Below are 13,636 nucleotides of genomic sequence, written 5' to 3'. Positions count from 1 at the left end.
TCGGGCCACTCTAAGTGCCGGGGCCTTTCGCGGCAATGCAGAATGCCCCGGTGATGGACACCAAAGCGGAGATCGCGCAGGCCGCCGCGCGCCTCGTCGTCGAGGAAGGCCTGGAGTACGGCCCCGCCAAGCGCCGGGCGGTGAAGCAACTGGGCCTGGCCGCGCGCAGCGCCTTGCCCGACAACGACGCGGTCGAGGAGGCCGTGCGGGAGTACATCTCGATCTTCTGCGCCGACACGCAGCCGCGCGAGCTGGCGGCGCTGCGGCAGTTGGCGCTCACGTGGATGGAGCGGCTCGCCGAGTTCAGGCCGTACCTGGGCGGCGCCGTCTGGCACGGCACCGCGACGCGCCTGTCCGACATCTACCTGCAGCTGTTCTGCGACGACCCCAAGTCCACCGAGATCGCCTTGATCGACAAGGGGGTCGACTACGAGGCCCGCACGGTCACGGGCTTCAACGGCGAAGCGGTCGAGGCCCTGAGCTTTTCCAGCGTGAGCCGCGAACTGGAGGAGGTCATCGGCGTGCACCTGCTCATCCATGACCACGACGACGTGCGCGGGGCCCTCAAGCCCGATTCGCGCGGACGCCCGCCGCGCGGCGACGCCAATGCGGTGCGCGCCTTGCTGGAGAATGCCGCGCCATGACGGGCGAAACCCTGCCTCCGGGCGTCGACGAGCGCCGCCGCGGCCTCCTTTATGCGGGCGTTGGCGCCGTGGCCGCCGTGGCCGGCGCCGGCCTGGCCATCTGGAAATGGGGCCCGCACGAGTCCGGCCGGGCCGACCCGGCGCTGTGGGCCATGAACTTCGAGTCGCCCGCCGGGGCGCCGCTGGCCATGCAGGCTTTCCGCGGCAAGCCGCTGCTCCTGAACTTCTGGGCCACCTGGTGCCCGCCGTGCGTCGAGGAGATGCCCTTGCTCGACGCGTTCTTCAAGCAGAACGCCGCCAAGCAGTGGCAGGTGGTCGGCCTGGCCATCGACCAGCCCAGCAAGGTGCGTGCTTACCTGCAGAAGACGCCGGTTTCCTACCCGATCGGCCTGGCCGGGATGGGCGGGACGGAACTGGCGAAGACCCTGGGCAACGAATCGGGCGGCCTGCCGTTCACGCTGGTCGTCGGCGCGGGGGGCGAGGTGCTGGAGCGTAGAATGGGCCGCCTCACCGCCGCCGACCTGGGGCGATTCGCCACGGCCAGCTGACCGCAGGCGTAGTCGCCGGTCCCCCGCCTGTCAAGGCGAGGCGTAAAAATAATAGAAAAAAGCGGTTAGAAGCCGAAAGTAGCCGAGTTTTGCTGTAAATTCCCGCATCTTTTCGCAAGAGAGAGTTGGGACATGGACCTGCGCAAACTCAAGACGTTGATCGACCTCGTGTCGGAATCCAATGTCTCCGAGCTCGAAATCACGGAAGCCGAAGGGAAGGTCCGCATCGTCAAGGGCGGCGGCGCCGGCCAGCAAATGATGGCCCCGATGGTCATGCCCGCAGCCCAGGCCGTGGCCGCACCGGCGCTGGCCGCCGCACCCGCCCCGCAAGCCGGCGCCGCCCCGGCCCCGGCCGCCGCGCCCACCGGCCATGTGGTCAAGTCGCCGATGGTCGGCACCTTCTACCGCTCCGCGAGTCCCGGCGCCAAGCCGTTCCTGGAGATCGGCTCGCAGGTCAAGGAAGGCGACACGGTCTGCATCATCGAGGCCATGAAGATCCTCAACGAGATCGAGGCCGACAAGGCCGGCACCATCACCCAGATCCTGGTGGAGAACGGCCAAGCAGTGGAGTACGGCCAACCGCTCTTCGTGATCGAGTAAGCGCGGGGCCGAATGTTCAAGAAGATCCTGGTCGCCAACCGAGGCGAGATTGCCCTGCGCATCCAGCGCGCCTGCCGTGAACTCGGCATCCGTGCGGTGATGGTCTATTCCGAGGCCGACCGCGAGGCCAAGTACGTCAAGCTGGCCGAGGAGGCCGTGTGCATAGGCCCGGCCCCGTCGCCGGCCAGCTACCTCAACATGCCCGCCATCATTTCGGCGGCCGAAGTCACCGACGCCGAAGCCATCCATCCCGGCTACGGCTTCCTGTCCGAGAACGCCGATTTCGCCGAGCGGGTGGAAAAGAGCGGCTTCCAGTTCATCGGCCCGACGCCGGAGTCGATCCGCATCATGGGCGACAAGGTCTCGGCCAAGCAGGCCATGATCAAGGCGGGCGTGCCTTGCGTGCCGGGCTCGGAGGGCGAGCTGCCCGACAACCCGGTCGAGGTCCGCCGCATGGCCAAGGCCGTCGGCTACCCGGTGATCATCAAGGCCGCCGGCGGCGGCGGCGGGCGTGGCATGCGCGTCGTGCACACCGAAGCCGCGCTGATCAACGCCGTGCAGATGACCAAGGCCGAGGCCGGCGCCGCCTTCGGCAACCCGGCGGTGTACATGGAGAAGTTCCTCCAGAACCCGCGCCACATCGAGATCCAGGTGCTGGCCGACAAGCACAAGAACGCGGTGTACCTGTGGGAGCGCGACTGCTCCATGCAGCGGCGCCACCAGAAGGTGATCGAGGAAGCGCCGGCGCCGGGCATCACGCGCAAGCTGGTCGAGAAGATCGGCGACCGCTGCGTGGCTGCCTGCAAGCGCATCGGCTACCGCGGCGCGGGCACCTTCGAGTTCCTCTACGAGAACGGCGAGTTCTACTTCATCGAGATGAACACGCGCGTGCAGGTGGAGCACCCGGTCACCGAGCTGATCACCGGCATCGACATCGTCAAGACGCAGATCACGGTCGCCGCGGGCGAGAAGTTGCCCTTCAAGCAGGGCGACATCCAGCTGCGCGGCCACGCCATCGAGTGCCGCGTGAACGCCGAGGACCCGTACACCTTCGTGCCGTCGCCCGGGCGCATCACGCTGTGGCACGCGCCCGGCGGGCCGGGCGTGCGCGTGGACTCGCACGTGTACAACAACTACTTCGTGCCGCCCAACTACGACTCGATGATCGGCAAGATCATCGTGCACGGCGACACGCGGGAACAGGCGCTTGCGAGGATGCGCGGTGCGCTGGCCGAGACGGTGGTCGAAGGGATCAACACCAACATCCCGCTGCACCGCGAGCTGATGGTCGATGCCCGCTTCATGGAAGGCGGCACGAACATCCACTACCTCGAAGAGTGGTTGGCCCACCACAAGCGCTGATGTTCGAATTGCGCCTGCTGTGCCCCGAGGAGCGGGTGGAGCCCGTGAGCGAGGCGCTGGAGGCGCTGGATGCCCTGAGCATCTCGGTCGAGGACGCCGACGCGCAGACCGATGCCGAGCAGGCGCTCTTCGGCGAGCCGGGCCTGCCGCCGCCCAAGGAAGGCTGGCAGCGCTCGCGCGTGATCGCGCTCTTCGATGCCGAGGACGCCGCGAAAGAAGCCGCGCGCATCCTCTCCGTCCAGGATTTCTTCGAAGGCTGCGAGCTGCAGGGCATCGCGGCCGTGGCCGACGAGGACTGGGTGCGCCTGACGCAATCGCAGTTCGCGCCGGTGCCGGTCACCGACGATTTCTGGATCGTGCCCACCTGGCACGAGCCGCCCGCGCAGGCGAAGAAGGTGATCCGCCTGGACCCCGGCCTGGCCTTCGGCACGGGCACGCACCCGACCACGCGCATGTGCCTGCGCTGGATCGCCCGCCAGGGGGTGGGCGGCGGCCGCGTGCTGGACTACGGCTGCGGCTCCGGCATCCTCGCCATCGCCGCGGCGCTGCACGGCGCGCGTGAAGTCGACGCCGTGGACATCGACCCCGCCGCGGTGCAGGCAACCACGGCCAATGCGCAGGCCAACGGCGTCGCCGTGCGCGCCGCGCTGCCCGACGCCGCCCAGGGCGCCTACGACCTCGTGCTCGCGAACATCCTCGCGATGCCGCTGAAGGTGCTGGCGCCGCTGCTGTGCGCGCACGTGGCCCCCGGCGGCGCCCTCGTGCTCGCGGGCATCCTCGAGCGGCAGGCCGGCGAATTGAAGGACGCGTACGCGCCGCATGCGCGCCTCGAAGTCTCGGACGCGGAAGACGGCTGGGTCCTGATGACCGCGCGCCCCTAAAATCGCCCGCACATGGGCCTGATCACGCGCTGCCCCGTTTGCGGGACGATGTTCAAGGTGGTCGCGGACCAGCTCAAGATATCCGAGGGCTGGGTCCGCTGCGGCCACTGCGCGGAGATCTTCGACGCCACGGCCGACCTGCGCGACGAAACCGAGCTGGAACTGCCCAACGTCGTTCGCGACACCGCGCCCGCCCCTGCGGAGGAGTCCGTGGAGTCGGCGTCCTCGGAATACCCATCGTCGGTGCACAGCGAAGTGGGTGAGGAAGCCATCGCCGGCCAGCCCGACGCCATCGAGATCGAGGAGCAGGTCGAGGCCATGCGCTCGCACCCGCTCGACGAGCCCTTCGCGCTGCGCCGCGCCGACACCAGCGACATAGCCCAGGCGGGCCCGCACGGCTTCTCCCGCCCGTCGCCCCTGGAGCCCGAGCCGGAGCTGCACGACCTGTCGTTCGTGCGCCAGGCGCGCGCGCGCGAGTTCTGGCGCAAGCCCGGCGTGCGCTTCCTGCTGGTGCTGTTCCTGGTGGCTCTGGCCGCGCTGCTGGCGGCGCAGGTCGCATGGCAGGACCGCGACCGGCTGGCCGCCGCCTACCCGGAACTGCGGCCGTGGCTGGTCCGCATGTGCGACGCGTTCGCCTGCCGCCTCGGCCCGCCGCGGAACATCGAGTCCGTCGCGATCGAGACCTCGTCCTTCAGCAAGCTGCGCGGCGACACTTACCGCCTCAACGTCACGCTCAGGAACCAGGCCGCGATGGCCGTGGCCATGCCCGCGCTGGAGCTGACGCTGACCGACGCGCAGGACCAGGCCGTCGTGCGGCGCGTGCTGCAGTCGGCCGAGTTCGCGCCGGGCGTGGCGTCGCTGGGCGCGCGCGCCGACTGGTCGGCCTCGCTCGCGATCGCCGTCAATGCCAGCGCCGCCGGCGGGCGCATCGCGGGCTACCGCGTGCTGGCCTTCTACCCCTGACCCCCATCCCCAGAAAGACCAAGACATGCCGGCGCTGATCTGCGGCTCGCTCGCCTTCGACACCATCATGACCTTCCCCGGCCGGTTCGCGGACCAGATCCTGCCGGACCAGCTGCACATCCTGAACGTGTCGTTCCTGGTGCCGCAGTTGCGGCGCGACTTCGGCGGCTGCGCGGGCAACATCGCCTACAGCCTGAAGCTGCTGGGCGGTACGCCCATCCCGATGGCCACCGTGGGCAGCGACGGCCGCGACTACGTCGCGCGCATGCAGAAGCTGGGGATCAGCACGGAGTTCGTGCGCGAGGTGTCGGACGCCTACACCGCGCAGGCGATGATCATGACCGACGTCGACAACAACCAGATCACGGCGTTCCACCCCGGCGCGATGGCTCAGGCGCACGTGACGAAGGTGCCCGCGCGCGCCGACATCAAGCTGGGCATCATCTCGCCCGACGGCCGCGACGCGATGCTGGAGCACGCGCAGCAGTTCAAGTCCGCGGGCATCCCCTTCGTGTTCGACCCGGGGCAGGGCCTGCCGATGTTCGACGGGCGCGAGCTCGCATCCTTCATCGAGGCATCCACTTGGGTCACCGTGAACGACTACGAAGGCAAGATGCTGTCCGAGCGCACCGGCTGGGACGAAGCGGCGATCTCGCGCAAGGTCGAAGGCCTGGTCGTCACGCTCGGCGCGCAGGGCTGCGACGTGTGGGTGAAGGGCGAGAAGACGCATGTGCCCGGCGTCAAGGCCGCGGCGGTCGTCGACCCCACGGGCTGCGGCGACGCGTGGCGCGGCGCGCTGCTCCATGGGCTCGAACAAGGCTGGCCGCTGGCGAAGTGCGCCGCGCTGGGCAACCGCGTCGGCGCGGTGAAGATTGCCAGCCGCGGCCCGCAGAACTGGGCCTGGGCCGGCTAGCGGCTCACGAACCGCGCGCGATCGTCACGCCGCCGTCCACGGCGATCGTTTCCCCCACCACGAAGTCGCCCGCGCGCGAAGCCAGGTAGATGGCCACGCCGGCCATGTCGTCGTCGCGGCCGATGCGGCCCACCGGCACGCGCTGCGCGACCTCGTCGCCGTGGTCGCGCGCCATCTTGTTCATTTCCGATGCAAAGGGCCCGGGCGCAATGCCGCTGCAGATGATGTTGTCCTTGGCCAGGCGCAGCGCCATGCGCTTGGTCAGGTGCAACAGGCCCGCCTTGCTGGCCGTGTAGGAATAGGTTTCCCACTGGTTGACGGAGATGCCGTCGATCGAGGACACGTTGATCACCTTGGCGGGGCGCGCCTTGGCGGCCTCCTTCAGCAGGCCGTACAGGGCCTGGGTCAGGAAGAACGGGCTCTTCATGTTCAGGTCCACCACCTTGTCCCAGCCCTTCTCGGGGAAGGTCTCGAACTCTTCGCCCCAGGCGGCGCCGGCGTTGTTGACCAGGACGTCCAGCGACTTCTCGCGGGCCGCGTAGGCCTGGGCCAGGGCCCGGACGCCTTCCATGCCCGAGACGTCCGCCGGCAGCGGCACGCAGGGGCCCAGGTGCGCCAGCTCCCGGGCCGTTTCCTCGCACGCTTCGGCCTTGCGCGAGGAGATGTAGACCTTCGCGCCCTGCGCGAGGAAGCCGGCGGCGATCATGCGGCCGATGCCGCGGGAGCCGCCGGTGACGATGGCCGTGCGGCCCTGGAGGGAGAAGAGGTCGTTCATGGCCACAGGTTAGCGGGCCGGGAAAGTCCCGCCAATCACATGCATGACAGGACGGCCCGGGGCCCCTACGATGACGAGATGGAGCTCGCAACCGACAGCCGGCCCGCCGGCGCGACCGAGGCGCCCGCCGTGGGGGTGCGCCACCTGCGCCAGGTGCTGCTGTGGCCGCTGCGGCTGATACCGGTCGAAGGCCGCGCCGGGCCGCCCTGGGATGCGCTGCGCAGCGCGACCGGCTCGCCGTGGCAGGAACAGGTGGACGAGTACACCGGCAACCCCGACGGCTTCCACGAGCGCCACTACAACGAGTTCGTGGCCTTCCTGCCCTACGTGCAGCGCTTTCTCTACGGCGAGGGGCGGGCGCGCCGCGCCGGGGCGGAGGGCGGCTCGCCGATGCGCGTGTTCCGCCGCCACGACATAGCGAAAGTGCGCACCGTCGCGCGGCCGGGCGATGCGCCCGTCACCCTCGACATCGTCCACATCGACCTGTACTTTTTCTTCGACGTCGACGTGGTCGTGCTCAACGTGGAGGTGAGCACGGATGGCTTGCAGATGCAGCAGGCCAACGAGCTGCTGTACCGCTTCGGGCGCGGCTACCCCAGCGGCTGGGACGACGAGGGCCAGCCCACGCACAGCATGGCCAGCGTCGAATGGCTGGGCGCGGACGGTTCGGTGATGGCCGCTTCCGACGCGCAGCGGCGAGAGCTCTTCCTGTCGCACGTGTGCGAGCACCGCGCGCCGCGCATCGCCGCGCACTGGGCCTTCCTCCTGCGACCGCTGGTCAGCGACCACTCGAGCGAGGAAGGTGCGCTGCGCTACCAGCAGATCGAGTACTACCGCATGCCGCTGATGGCGTACCTCGCGGTGGACCGGCCCAAGGCGCTCACGCGCGCCGATTTCGCGCGCCTGGCGCTCGTCACCGGCGCCGCGCCGGGCAACGAGCAGTCCATGCCCTATGCCGACGGCTACCTGGGCGACTTCGAGCAGCGCTTCTGCTACGACCGCTTCTGGGGCGACACGGGCACCGCGCCGAACACGCGCTACCTGTGCAGCGGCCATTCGCTGGTGGTGGTGGGCGACGCGTCAGCGCAGTTCTTCGGCTGCCGCGACCGCGGGGTGCTGGCGCAGTTCCGCCACCAGCACTTCCTGATGTTCCTGATCGCGCATTTCCAGAAGGCGGCGCTGCTGATGTTCTCCGACCGGTTGGTCGAGGCGTTGATGGACCTGGACATCCGCGACCCCGCGAGCGTGCGCCGCTTCAAGCGCGCCATCCGCGCCAGCTTCGAGGGCTTCCTGCGCTTCACGCACCGCTACTGGTTCCACGAGATCTCCGAACAGGCGCACGTGCGTGCGCTGTGGCACCTGATGGCCAAGCACCTGGACCTCGACCCGCTCTATGCCGAGGTCAAGGAGCGCATCGCGGACATGAACAGCTACCTGGACGCTGACAGCCTGCGGCGGCAGGCCAACACGGTGGTGCGGCTGACGGTGACGACGATCTTCGGCCTGATCGGCACCGTGGCGACGGGTTTCCTCGGCATGAACCTGATCTCGGAAGCGGATGCGCCGTGGCCGAAGAAGATCGCGTTCTTCTTCATGGTGTTCGTGCCCACGACGTTCCTGACGCTCTACACGATCGCGAAGTCGAAGCGGCTGTCGGACTTCCTGGACGCGCTCTCGGACGAGCGCGTCACCGTCGGCGGCAAGTTCCGCGCGCTGGCGGCGGTGTGGTTCGGGCCGCGCCCGGAGTAGCTGTCAGGGCCGGGCGCGCCGGCGCTCCATGAAGGCGTGCAACTCGCCGACGATGCCCTTGCGGAAGGCGAGCACGCAGACGACGAAGATCACGCCGATGATGACGTTCACCCAGGAGCCGGCCTTGTCGGCCAGCGTGTCCTGCAGCGCGATCACGATGCCGGCGCCGAGGACCGGGCCGAAGAACGTGCCGACGCCGCCCAGCAGGCTCATGAGGATGACCTCGCCCGACATCGTCCAGTGCACGTCGGTCAGGGACGCGAAGCCCATCACGAGTGTCTTGAGCGAACCTGCCAGGCCCGCGAGGCCCGCGGAGAGCACGAACGCGAGCAGCTTGTACTTGTCCACGTCGTAGCCCAGCGAGGTGGTGCGCGGCTCGTTTTCGCGGATCATCTTGAGCACCTGGCCGAAAGGCGAGGTGACGATGCGCAGGATGCCGAGGAAGCACGCGACGAAGACCGCCAGCACCACGTAGTACATCACCCGGTCGTCGGCCAGCGGCAGGATGCCGAACAGGTTGCCGCGTGGAACGCCCTGCAGCCCGTCCTCGCCGTGGGTGAATGGGGCCTGCAGGCAGAAGAAGAAGACCATCTGCGACAGCGCCAGCGTGATCATCGCGAAGTAGATGCCCTGGCGGCGGATGGCCACCAGGCCGAACACCAGGCCGAGCAGCGCGCCGGAAACGGTGCCGGCGAGGATGCCTGCGGCCGGACCCCAGCCTTGCTCCTTGACGATCCAGCCCGCGATGTACGCGGCCATGCCGAAGAACGCGGCGTGGCCGAAAGAGAGCAGCCCCGTGAATCCCAGCAGCAGGTTGAACGCGCACGCGAAGAGCGCGAAGCAAAGCAGCTTCATCACGAAGACGGGATACAGCCCGAGCAGCGGCGCGAGGATCGCAAGCACGAGCAGCGCGAGGTACGTGAAGCGGACGGCCTTGCTCATGCCCGCATTCTGCACGGGGGCCGCCGTGGTGGTTTCAACCGCTTCCGTTTGTGCGGCGACGGACGTGTTCATCTCAGGCTTCCTTACCGAACAGGCCCGCGGGGCGCACCATCAGCACGATGGCCATGATCACGAAGACGACGATGTTGGATGCCTCCGGGTAGAAGACCTTGGTGAAGCCCTCGATGACGCCCAGGCCCAGGCCGGTGACGACCGAGCCCATGATGGAGCCCATGCCGCCGATCACGACGACGGCGAACACGATGATGATCAGGTTGGAGCCCATTTGCGGCGCGACCTGGTAGACGGGTGCGGCAAGCACGCCGGCCAGCGCGGCGAGCGCCGCGCCCGCGCCGTAGGTGAGCATCACCATCACGGGCACGTTGACGCCGAAGGCCTGCACGAGCTTGGCGTTCTCGGTACCTGCGCGAAGGTACGCGCCCAGCCGCGTGCGCTCGATGATGTACCACGTGCCGACGCACACGATGAGAGATGCCAGCACGACGAACGCGCGGTAATTGGGCAGCACCATGAACCCGAGGTTCGTGGCGCCGGCCAGCGCATCGGGCACGGAATAGGACTGGCCCGACACGCCATACTGGTCGCGGAAGATGCCTTCCAGGATCAGCGACAGGCCGAAGGTGAGGAGCAGGCCGTACAGCGGGTCGAGCCCGTACAGCCGCTTGAGCATGGTGCGCTCGATGACCACGCCCAGGGCGCCGACCACGAGCGGGGCGAGGATGAGCGCGAACCAGTAGTTCACGCCCCACTTCTCCAGCATGATCCACGCGAGGAACGCGCCGACCATGTACAGCGCGCCGTGCGCGAAGTTCACGATGTCCAGCAGGCCGAAGATCACGGCCAGGCCGAGGCTGAGCATGGCGTAGAAGGCGCCATTCACCAGCCCCAGCATCAACTGGCCAAGGAAAGCCTGGATCGGGATTCCGAAGATTTCGGTCATGCCGGACTCGTTCTCTTTCTCAGATTACTTCCAGAGCGCGCACTTGCTGTCGGCCTTGGTCGTCCACGCCTCTTCGCCCTTGAGCGTCTGCACGACGTTGTAGTAGTCCCACGGCTCGGTGGACTTGCTCGGCTCCTTGACCTGCATCAGGTACATGTCGTGGATCACGCGGCCGTCGCCACGCACGTAGCCGTTCTTCATGAACACGTCGTTGAACTTCGCCTTCTTGAGGTGCGCGAGCACCTTCTCGGCATCGTCGCTGCCCGTCGCCTTGACGGCGGCCAGGTACTGCGTGGTGGCCGAGTAGTCGGCAGCCTGCAGCGAGGAGGGCATGCGCTTCATCTTGTCGAAGAACTTGCGCGCCCAGGCACGCGTCTCGGGCGACTGGTTCCAGTACCAGCTGTCCGTGAGGTACATGCCTTGCGTGGTCTTCAGGCCCAGCGAGTGGATGTCGTTGATGAACACCAGCAGGCCGGCGAGCTTCATCGTCTTGGTGATGCCGAACTCGTTCGCGGCCTTGATCGAGTTGATCGTGTCGCCGCCGGCGTTGGCCAGGCCCAGGATCTGCGCCTTGCTGCCTTGTGCCTGCAGCAGGAAGGACGAGAAGTCGCTGGCGTTCAGCGGCGCGCGCACGGAGCCGACGACCTGCCCGCCCGAGCCGGTCACAACCTTCGACGTGTCGGCCTGCAGCTGGTGCCCGAAGGCATAGTCCGCCGTCAGGAAGTACCAGGTCTTGCCGCCGCTCTTCACCACGGCGCCGCCCGTGCCCTTGGCGAGCGCGGTGGTGTCATAGGCCCAGTGCAGCGTGTACGGGGTGCACTGGTCGTTGGTCAGGGCCGAGGTGGCCGCGCCCACGGCGATGAAGGGCTTCTTCTTCTCGGCCGCGACCTTCGCCATGGCGAGGTTCGTGCCCGAGTTGGTGCCGCCGATCAGCATGTCGAGGCCCTGCGTGTCGAACCACTCGCGCGCCTTCGTCGCGGCGACGTCGGCCTTGTTCTGGTGGTCGGCCGTGACCAGCTCCACCTTCTTGCCGTTGATCGTGCCGCCCATGTCGGCGATGGCCATCTTGATGGCCTCGATGCCGCCCTGGCCGTCGATGTCGGCATACACGCTCGACATGTCGGTGATGATGCCGATGCGGATGACGTCGCCCGAGATCTGGGCAACGGCCGGCGTGGCGGCGCCGAACAGGCCCGCGGCAGCGAGGGCTCCGGCGGCAAACACGTTCTTGAATTTCATGCGGGTCTCCTTGGGTAAAACGGGTTGTGTCCCGGGGCTAGACGCCCAGGAACTCCTGCAGCATGGCCATGTTGTCCTTCAGCTCGCTCTGCGCGAACTGCTTGACGATCTGGCCGTGCTCCATGACGTAGAAACGGTCGGCAAGCGGCGCGGCGAAGCGGAAGTTCTGCTCCACCAGCACCACCGTGTAGCCCTTGGCCTTGATCATGCGGATCATCTCGCCCAGGCGCTGGACGATCACGGGGGCGAGGCCTTCCGAGATCTCGTCCAGCAGCAGCAGGCGCGCGCCGGTGCGCAGGATGCGCGCCACCGCCAGCATCTGCTGTTCGCCGCCCGACAGGCGCGTGCCCTGGCTCGACGCCCGCTCCTTCAGGTTCGGGAACATCTCGTAGATCTCGTCGATCGTCATGCCGCCGGCGGCCAGCGTGGGCGGGAGCATCAGGTTCTCTTCGGCGGAAAGGCTCGCGAAGATGCCGCGCTCCTCGGGGCAGTAGCCCACGCCCAGCCGCGCGATGCGGTGCGGCGGCAGCTTGATCGATTCCGTGCCGTTGATGCGGATCGAGCCGGTGCGCTTGCCGACCAGGCCCATGATGGCCCGCATGGTCGTCGTGCGGCCCGCGCCGTTGCGGCCCAGGATGCAGACGACTTCGCCTTCCTTCACGTGCAGGTCGACGCCGTGCAGGATGTGCGACTCGCCGTACCAGGCGTTCAGCCCCTCGATGCTCAGGAGTTCGTTGCCGGCCATCAGTGCGCTCCCTGCAATTCGGTGTTGGCGGAGCCCATGTAGGCTTCGATCACCTGCGGGTTCTTCGACACCTCGGCGTACGGGCCGTCGGCGATCACCGCGCCGCGCTGCAGCACCGTAATGCGGTCGGCAATGGTCGACACCACGTTCATGTTGTGCTCGACCATGAGGATGGTGCGGCCGGCCGACACCTTCTTGATCAGCTGCGTGACGCGGTGCACGTCCTCGTGGCCCATGCCTTGCGTCGGCTCGTCGAGCAGCATCAGGTCCGGCTCCAGCGCCATCGTGGTTGCCAGCTCCAGCGCGCGCTTGCGGCCGTAAGGCAGGTTCACGGTGAGTTCGTCGGCGAAACCCTGCAGGTCCACCGATTCGAGCAGCGCCCGCGCGCGGTCATGCAGGGGGAACAGCGACTTCTCCGCCTTCCAGAAATGGAACGAGGTGCCTAGGTTGCGCTGCAGCGCCGCGCGCACGTTCTCCAGGACCGTCATGTGCGGGAACACCGCTGAGATCTGGAACGAGCGCACGATGCCGCGGCGCGCAGTCTGCGAGGGCCGCTCGTTCGTGATGTCGTTGCCGAGGTAGGTGATCGTGCCGCGCGTGGGCGGCAGGAACTTGGTCAGCAGGTTGAAGAAGGTCGTCTTGCCGGCGCCATTGGGGCCGATGAGCGCATGGATGTCGCCGCGGCGCACCTGCAGGTCGACGTTGTTGACCGCCACGAAGCCCTTGAACTCCTTGGTCAGCCCCTTCGTCTCGAGAATGATCTCGCCCGGCAACGTCGCCTCCTCGTGTTGGCGTGCAGGGACGATCCGCCCCCGCACAAGTGGGCGAATGCTAGGAACGTGTGCTGCAGTGCGGTAGGGGGTAAAACCTTAGGTAGTTTTGCTGCCCGGAAAGGCTGTCGGAAGCCTGACTTTCACGCGCCCGCGATCTCGGCAGGAAAGGGGCAGGCTTTGCGCGCGTCGGTGTCGAGGTGAACGCCGATCAATGTGGTCACCGCCGACACCTCGCCCGTGCCCTCGTTGACCATCTCGTGGCGGAAGCGCACCTTCTTGCCCGCAAGCTCCAGCACGGTCGAGCGAACCGTGACGACGTCGCCCGCATGCAGTTCGCGCTTGTACTCGATGTGCTGGTCGACCGCGGCCATGCCGCGGCGGTTCTCGCGCAGGTACTTCGCCGTGATGCCCATGCGGTGGAACAGGTTCCACGTCGCCTCGTCGAACTTGCCCACGTACCACATGACGTTCATGTGGCCCACATGGTCGCAATGCCAGGGGTACACGGCGCCGCGGTAGGTGATCTCCTCTTTCTGCATCG

15 protein-coding genes are annotated in these 13,636 nt (G+C 67.8%); 8 read left to right on the top strand and 7 right to left on the bottom strand.

Annotated features, from left to right (window positions below; all coding sequences use genetic code 11):
- Nucleotides 1–53 precede the first annotated feature (53 nt).
- From WG903_RS17955 to WG903_RS17925, 7 genes are all read left to right on the top strand, one after another.
- The gene (locus WG903_RS17955) at nucleotides 54–644 is read left to right on the top strand and encodes a hypothetical protein (RefSeq protein WP_340077950.1); all 591 of its coding nucleotides are present in this window, start codon (nucleotides 54–56) and stop codon (nucleotides 642–644) included.
- Nucleotides 641–1,192 (top strand): TlpA family protein disulfide reductase, encoded by a 552-nt coding sequence (locus WG903_RS17950; RefSeq protein WP_340077949.1) that lies wholly within the window; start codon nucleotides 641–643, stop codon nucleotides 1,190–1,192. The genes WG903_RS17955 and WG903_RS17950 overlap by 4 nt, the downstream gene beginning before the upstream one ends.
- A 132-nt stretch (nucleotides 1,193–1,324) precedes the next feature.
- Nucleotides 1,325–1,792 carry an acetyl-CoA carboxylase biotin carboxyl carrier protein gene (accB, locus tag WG903_RS17945; RefSeq protein WP_340077948.1) on the top strand — a complete coding sequence of 156 codons (468 nt, stop codon included), beginning with the start codon at nucleotides 1,325–1,327 and terminating at the stop codon, nucleotides 1,790–1,792.
- 12 nt (nucleotides 1,793–1,804) lie between these two features.
- Complete coding sequence (gene accC / locus WG903_RS17940; protein ID WP_340077947.1) at nucleotides 1,805–3,154, top strand: acetyl-CoA carboxylase biotin carboxylase subunit; 1,350 nt, start codon at nucleotides 1,805–1,807, stop codon at nucleotides 3,152–3,154.
- Nucleotides 3,154–4,035, top strand: a complete 882-nt coding sequence (gene prmA, locus WG903_RS17935; protein WP_340077946.1) for a 50S ribosomal protein L11 methyltransferase — start codon at nucleotides 3,154–3,156, stop codon at nucleotides 4,033–4,035. Before accC ends, prmA begins: the two co-directional genes overlap by 1 nt.
- Before the next feature lie 12 nt (nucleotides 4,036–4,047).
- Nucleotides 4,048–4,998, top strand: a complete 951-nt coding sequence (locus WG903_RS17930; protein ID WP_340077945.1) for a DUF3426 domain-containing protein — start codon at nucleotides 4,048–4,050, stop codon at nucleotides 4,996–4,998.
- Nucleotides 4,999–5,023: 25 nt separating this feature from the next.
- The gene (locus WG903_RS17925) at nucleotides 5,024–5,911 is read left to right on the top strand and encodes a carbohydrate kinase family protein (RefSeq protein ID WP_340077944.1); all 888 of its coding nucleotides are present in this window, start codon (nucleotides 5,024–5,026) and stop codon (nucleotides 5,909–5,911) included.
- A 4-nt stretch (nucleotides 5,912–5,915) separates the two neighbouring features.
- On the opposite strand, the gene WG903_RS17920 is transcribed toward WG903_RS17925, so the two are convergent.
- Complete coding sequence (locus tag WG903_RS17920; protein WP_340077943.1) at nucleotides 5,916–6,686, bottom strand: SDR family oxidoreductase; 771 nt, start codon at nucleotides 6,684–6,686, stop codon at nucleotides 5,916–5,918.
- Nucleotides 6,687–6,764: 78 nt separating this feature from the next.
- Here WG903_RS17920 and WG903_RS17915 point away from each other — a divergent pair, with 78 nt between their 5' ends.
- Nucleotides 6,765–8,435 (top strand): hypothetical protein, encoded by a 1,671-nt coding sequence (locus tag WG903_RS17915; protein ID WP_340077942.1) that lies wholly within the window; start codon nucleotides 6,765–6,767, stop codon nucleotides 8,433–8,435.
- A 3-nt stretch (nucleotides 8,436–8,438) separates the two neighbouring features.
- Here the strand turns inward: WG903_RS17915 and WG903_RS17910 are convergent, their stop codons facing one another.
- From WG903_RS17910 to WG903_RS17885, 6 genes are all read right to left on the bottom strand, one after another.
- Complete coding sequence (locus WG903_RS17910) at nucleotides 8,439–9,377, bottom strand: branched-chain amino acid ABC transporter permease (protein WP_340077941.1); 939 nt, start codon at nucleotides 9,375–9,377, stop codon at nucleotides 8,439–8,441.
- A gap of 73 nt (nucleotides 9,378–9,450) precedes the next feature.
- Nucleotides 9,451–10,338 carry a branched-chain amino acid ABC transporter permease gene (locus WG903_RS17905; RefSeq protein ID WP_340077940.1) on the bottom strand — a complete coding sequence of 296 codons (888 nt, stop codon included), beginning with the start codon at nucleotides 10,336–10,338 and terminating at the stop codon, nucleotides 9,451–9,453.
- Nucleotides 10,339–10,362: 24 nt separating this feature from the next.
- Nucleotides 10,363–11,577 carry an ABC transporter substrate-binding protein gene (locus WG903_RS17900; RefSeq protein ID WP_340077939.1) on the bottom strand — a complete coding sequence of 405 codons (1,215 nt, stop codon included), beginning with the start codon at nucleotides 11,575–11,577 and terminating at the stop codon, nucleotides 10,363–10,365.
- 37 nt (nucleotides 11,578–11,614) lie between these two features.
- Complete coding sequence (locus WG903_RS17895) at nucleotides 11,615–12,322, bottom strand: ABC transporter ATP-binding protein (protein ID WP_340077938.1); 708 nt, start codon at nucleotides 12,320–12,322, stop codon at nucleotides 11,615–11,617.
- Nucleotides 12,322–13,095: an ABC transporter ATP-binding protein gene (locus WG903_RS17890; RefSeq protein ID WP_340077937.1), complete on the bottom strand. Its 774-nt coding sequence runs from the start codon at nucleotides 13,093–13,095 to the stop codon at nucleotides 12,322–12,324. Before WG903_RS17890 ends, WG903_RS17895 begins: the two co-directional genes overlap by 1 nt.
- 140 nt (nucleotides 13,096–13,235) lie before the next feature.
- Nucleotides 13,236–13,634: an acyl-CoA thioesterase gene (locus WG903_RS17885; RefSeq protein ID WP_340077936.1), complete on the bottom strand. Its 399-nt coding sequence runs from the start codon at nucleotides 13,632–13,634 to the stop codon at nucleotides 13,236–13,238.
- Nucleotides 13,635–13,636: the final 2 nt, after the last annotated feature.

Origin of the sequence: Ramlibacter sp. PS4R-6 (assembly GCF_037572775.1) — a bacterium.
Classification (GTDB): Bacteria; Pseudomonadota; Gammaproteobacteria; order Burkholderiales; family Burkholderiaceae_C; genus Ramlibacter.
This window is presented reverse-complemented; position numbering and strand designations above follow the sequence as displayed.